The following is a 4,287-nucleotide window of genomic DNA, read 5'->3' on the forward strand; positions in this document are numbered from 1 at the left end:
GGATGAACGGTCTGTTCCAAACCGCGCGCGAGCTCACCGCCACGGCGGTGCCGGTCGAGTTTGAGGCCTTGGCCCCGCCGCCCCGGCTGCTGCCGGGCGAACAGCTCGAACACTACCATGCACTCCGGCAGGCGATCTTTGCCGACCTTGCGCCGCAATCCGCCATCGAGTGGCTGCTCGCAATCGATGTCGCCGAGCTGTCCTGGGACATCCAGCGCTACCGCATGTTGCGGCATAAATTGCTCGAGACCTATCGCCAAAGGGCGGTTGAGGCGACGTTGCGGCGTATCGACTTGGTCGGGATCTATCCCGAGTTCGAAGCGGAGGCCGAGTACCATACGCTGCAAAACGCGTTGAGCTGGCGCTGTGATCCCATCGCGGCGGCCGAGATCGACGCGCGGCTTGCGACCTATGGCTTTGACCAACACGCCATCACCACCGAAGTCTACGTGCAGGCGCGCGAGGTCCTGGTCTTGTTCGAGGGGCTGCTCAACGCCGCACAAACCAAGCGCATGCTGCTCCTTCGCGAGATCAGGAATCAGCGCTACCTCAGTGGACCGCTGCGCCGACCGCGTTGAAAGATCAGATCGAGAGTCCAATGCGAGCCTTCCATTCCGGCTCGCATTCAAGCTTCAGTCTGATCGCCAATTCCCAAATCGATTTGCGAAGCAACACTGGATCATTAGCTGAGCACATGAACGGCGCACAGCACTCGCGATCATGCTTCGAACACTTCGGAAAGTGGCCTTCGACCTCCCCCTTTGGTTAGGGACGTTCGCTCACTTCACCATTCGGTCCATCAGGGTAGTCATACCCGCGAACCTTCCGGTCCGCATTAGTGATGTTGTGGCTTACGCAGAGCCTCCGATTCCAGGGCATCTGCCAGCAATTCGAGCCAATGCGCCGCTTCCCGTATTCTGTCTGATGCAGGTCGCTTACCTCGCTCGAATGGCCAGTAAAGCGCGACGGTAGTCGTCGACAGCGATGAGGCCTCGATAACTGCTCGCACCGCCCCGGTCGCTTCATGTAGCCGGAGTGTCTCGCCTGCTTAGGCTGCGGCATGCACTCCCTTTGGTCTCGCTCGCTCGTGACCAATTTAAGCGGTGCAGCCAACGGTTTCGGGTCGGATGTAACGACTTGGTATGGTGCATTGAGTGGAATAAATTTCCTTAGTGACCTGCACAGTGACCGTTCTCGCCGGACTGACGACCGGCTTCGCAGGCTGCGAAACCGGCTCGAGCATCGACAATGAAACGCGCACATGCGCCATGACCACCGATCCTCGTTCTGCATGAAAAATCGGCGGGCCGCGGTGACGTGCCGACCAATGAAAATCAGCGCGCGGCGATCGTCCTTGCCGATCGACCGGAGGCCAGCTTGTTCGATCCATGCACGGAATGCTTGATCGCTCGGCAATTTGCTTCGAGCCCTGCAGAAAGCGGCAGCCAACTCAGACGTGCCCGCAATGAATTCTGTACGTCCTTCTTTGGTGCGCTCGTGTGCGCGCTTGGCGCTACGCCCGAGCGCCTGAAGTTGTGCTTTCGCTTTCGTCATGACCATTTCCCTTCGCCGATCGCGCTCGCGGCAGCCAACAGGCTGCGAGCAGACGCAGCTGTGATGTGAGGTGAAATGATCGTGGCCTTCTTTGCGCTGGCTTTGGTGCTGGACGCTCGGCCGGTTCTGCCTGATCTCGGACCTTATCGCTCGGGCTGGTGAGGGACACCGCTACGCACGACCGACGCACAGCTCGGCCTCAATTCGCGTTGCCGTCAAGACTGCGAGCGTAACCCGTGGATCCGATTGAGCCCCCCTATCGCTGACGGAGCTACACCACCAGGGCCAAATTTAAGCACAAAGCGCAGGGCATGCTTTCCCCCCTTCCTGACCGTAATTCCAACAAGAGGCGGTGCACAGGTAGACCGCAAGATTGCAGCTCGAAGTGTTAGATCGGTCCGTTCCGCGGCAAGCATATGCTCGTTCCCTCTTGGGATCGTCGCTGAAAGCCATCTCCTTGACCTGCACTTTTCATCATTAATTTATCATTTAAATTGATTATTTAATATTTTTAGTATTAAATTCAGCAGCGTGACCTACTTGAGGAGGAAGCATGACGGTTCTCATGATCCTTGGAGGCCTAGTATTCGAATTCATCGTTCTGTTCGTGGTCTTCAGCAACGTATATCTCGAGCTAGCATCAAGGCGTGCCCGAGAAGGACGGCAGCGAGCTAGATTGAAACGGGCAGAAGTTGATCGCTCGAATAGTAAGGCATCGAACTTTGACGCAAGGAAAGATGAAGCTCTCACACATTGGGAGGGCTTTGCAGTCTAAGAAGCGGCAAAGTGGCTATAGGTGATAAGCGGCAGCTCTCTCTTCCTGCTCCAGGTTTTGGTCGACTTCGTCACTACGACACTGAGGCCGAACAAGGACTGCGCGATCTTCAGCACAAAGCACGCTCCTCACACCAGTTCCACATAGCCCGTGCCGATCATCGCGATGTGCATTTCACGTCTGCCTTCCGGTCGATGCTCGCGCCGAACTACGACATCACCGCTGCTTTCGACTGCACAGCATTGGGAAACCAACAACGACCCGGTGTAAGGTTCTGCCGGTCAGCCCTAAGTGCTTCGGGATTAGGCATCGATTGCCTCACAATTGTCATAGCGCTTCCATTGCGTCGCAATATAATCCGAGTAGCAATCAGGAATGACCCGGCGGATTTCGATGATCAGACATGCTACCCGCATGCTGGCCATAGTGTATTGCGTTTGCAGCCAGCCAGCCTATTCAAGCTACGAATCCCAAGCGGTGACACCACCGCTGTCGTTCTCTCAGTTCTGCGTTCAAAACCCTGAGGACTGCCAACGCCACGAGGATCGCAGGATCCGAGACTTCCGCTCCTCAATTCAACGCTGGCGAGAACTCGCCGAGATCAATTCAACCGTGAATTTCAGCATAGCGCCAAAAGATCCACTCGAGAGCCGAAGTGACGCCGAATGGCAGATATTCCCCTATGATGGCAATTGTGGCGACTATGCCGTCACCAAGCGTCATCTGTTGCTTCGATCCGGTTGGCCCAGCTCGGCCCTCCTTCTTGCAGAGGTAGTGATCCGAACAACGGCAGAGCACCACCTTGTGCTGCTTGTCCGCGAGGGAAGAGCGGTTCTCGTTCTCGATAATCTGAGTCCGGTTGTCACACCGTTAGTGGATGCTTTGGATCGATATATTTTCGTTCGCGCAGAGTCCGGCGTGGATCCCCAACGATGGACTCGGGAAGTCGCTCACTTTTGATCTGATCGCGCTTTTACGCTCACATCGATAGGGGTCTCAAGCTGGAAAGAGAGCCGGGGAATGAGCTTCGGAACTCCTCAAGCTCTTTGATAGTCGTCTTCAATCCGGATGATGTCGTCTTCCCCGAGATAGCTTCCGGTCTGGACCTCGATCAGTTCCAGCATGATTTTACCGGGGTTCTCCATGCGGTGGACCGCACCCATCGGAATGTAGATCGACTCGTTCTCGTGCACGGTCTTCACCGTTTCGTTGACGGTGACACGGGCTGCGCCGCGAACCACGATCCAATGCTCGGCACGATGATGGTGCTTCTGCAGCGACAGCCGCCCGCCCGGCTTCACCACGATGCGCTTGACCTGGTGGCGCTCGCCGTTGTCGACGGACTGATAGCTGCCCCAGGGCCGATGCACCTTGAGGTGCTCCTCGGTGACCTTCGGCGCGACCGCCTTCAGCTTCGTGACGAGACGCTTCAGGCCGTTGGCATCCTTCTGGCGCGAGACCAGGACCGCATCCGCGGTTGCGACCACGACGAGATCGTCGACGCCTTCGAGCGCGACCAGCGCCTGGTCGGTGGTGACGTTGCAGTTGCGGGAATCCTCGAACACCGCGGCCCCATGCGCCGCATTGCCTTGCGCGTCCTTGTCGGAGAGCTCCCACACCGCGTGCCAGGAGCCGACGTCGGACCAGCCGCACGACCGGCACGACCGCTGCGCGCGAAGTTTTCTCCATCACGGCATAGTCGATCGAGATCGCCTTCGCCGAACCGAACGCCTCGGGCTCCAGGCTCCAGCGTGACGAAGCCGAGATCGCGGCCGGCATTGTTGACCGCATTGGTGACGGCCTCGACGCTTGCCGCATCGACCTTGCGATATTCGTCGAGCAGCACGCTCGCCGGGAACATGAAGTTGCCGCTGTTCCAGAGATAGCCCGAATTGACGTAGTCGGAGGCCTTCACCGCGTCCGGCTTCTCGACGAAGCGCGCGACCGCATGCACCTCG

General features: G+C 57.9%; 3 protein-coding genes and 1 pseudogene. 3 read left to right on the forward strand and 1 reads right to left on the reverse strand.

Annotated elements, in window-relative coordinates; translation table 11 throughout:
* From MOV75_RS28905 to MOV75_RS28915, 3 genes are all read left to right on the forward strand, one after another.
* Positions 1–578, forward strand: a 578-nt coding sequence (locus MOV75_RS28905) for a hypothetical protein (protein WP_247007040.1), incomplete at its 5' end; no start/stop codon positions are given.
* A gap of 739 nt (positions 579–1,317) precedes the next feature.
* The gene (locus MOV75_RS28910; protein WP_247007042.1) at positions 1,318–1,623 is read left to right on the forward strand and encodes a hypothetical protein; all 306 of its coding nucleotides are present in this window, start codon (positions 1,318–1,320) and stop codon (positions 1,621–1,623) included.
* A gap of 1,099 nt (positions 1,624–2,722) precedes the next feature.
* Positions 2,723–3,289 (forward strand): transglutaminase-like cysteine peptidase, encoded by a 567-nt coding sequence (locus MOV75_RS28915; RefSeq protein ID WP_247007043.1) that lies wholly within the window; start codon positions 2,723–2,725, stop codon positions 3,287–3,289.
* A gap of 77 nt (positions 3,290–3,366) precedes the next feature.
* Here MOV75_RS28915 and MOV75_RS28920 read toward each other — a convergent pair.
* A pseudogene (locus MOV75_RS28920) lies at positions 3,367–4,287 on the reverse strand (mannose-1-phosphate guanylyltransferase/mannose-6-phosphate isomerase); the annotation flags it as partial.

Origin of the sequence: Bradyrhizobium sp. PRIMUS42 (genome assembly GCF_023006515.1) — a bacterium.
Taxonomy (GTDB): domain Bacteria; phylum Pseudomonadota; class Alphaproteobacteria; order Rhizobiales; family Xanthobacteraceae; genus Bradyrhizobium.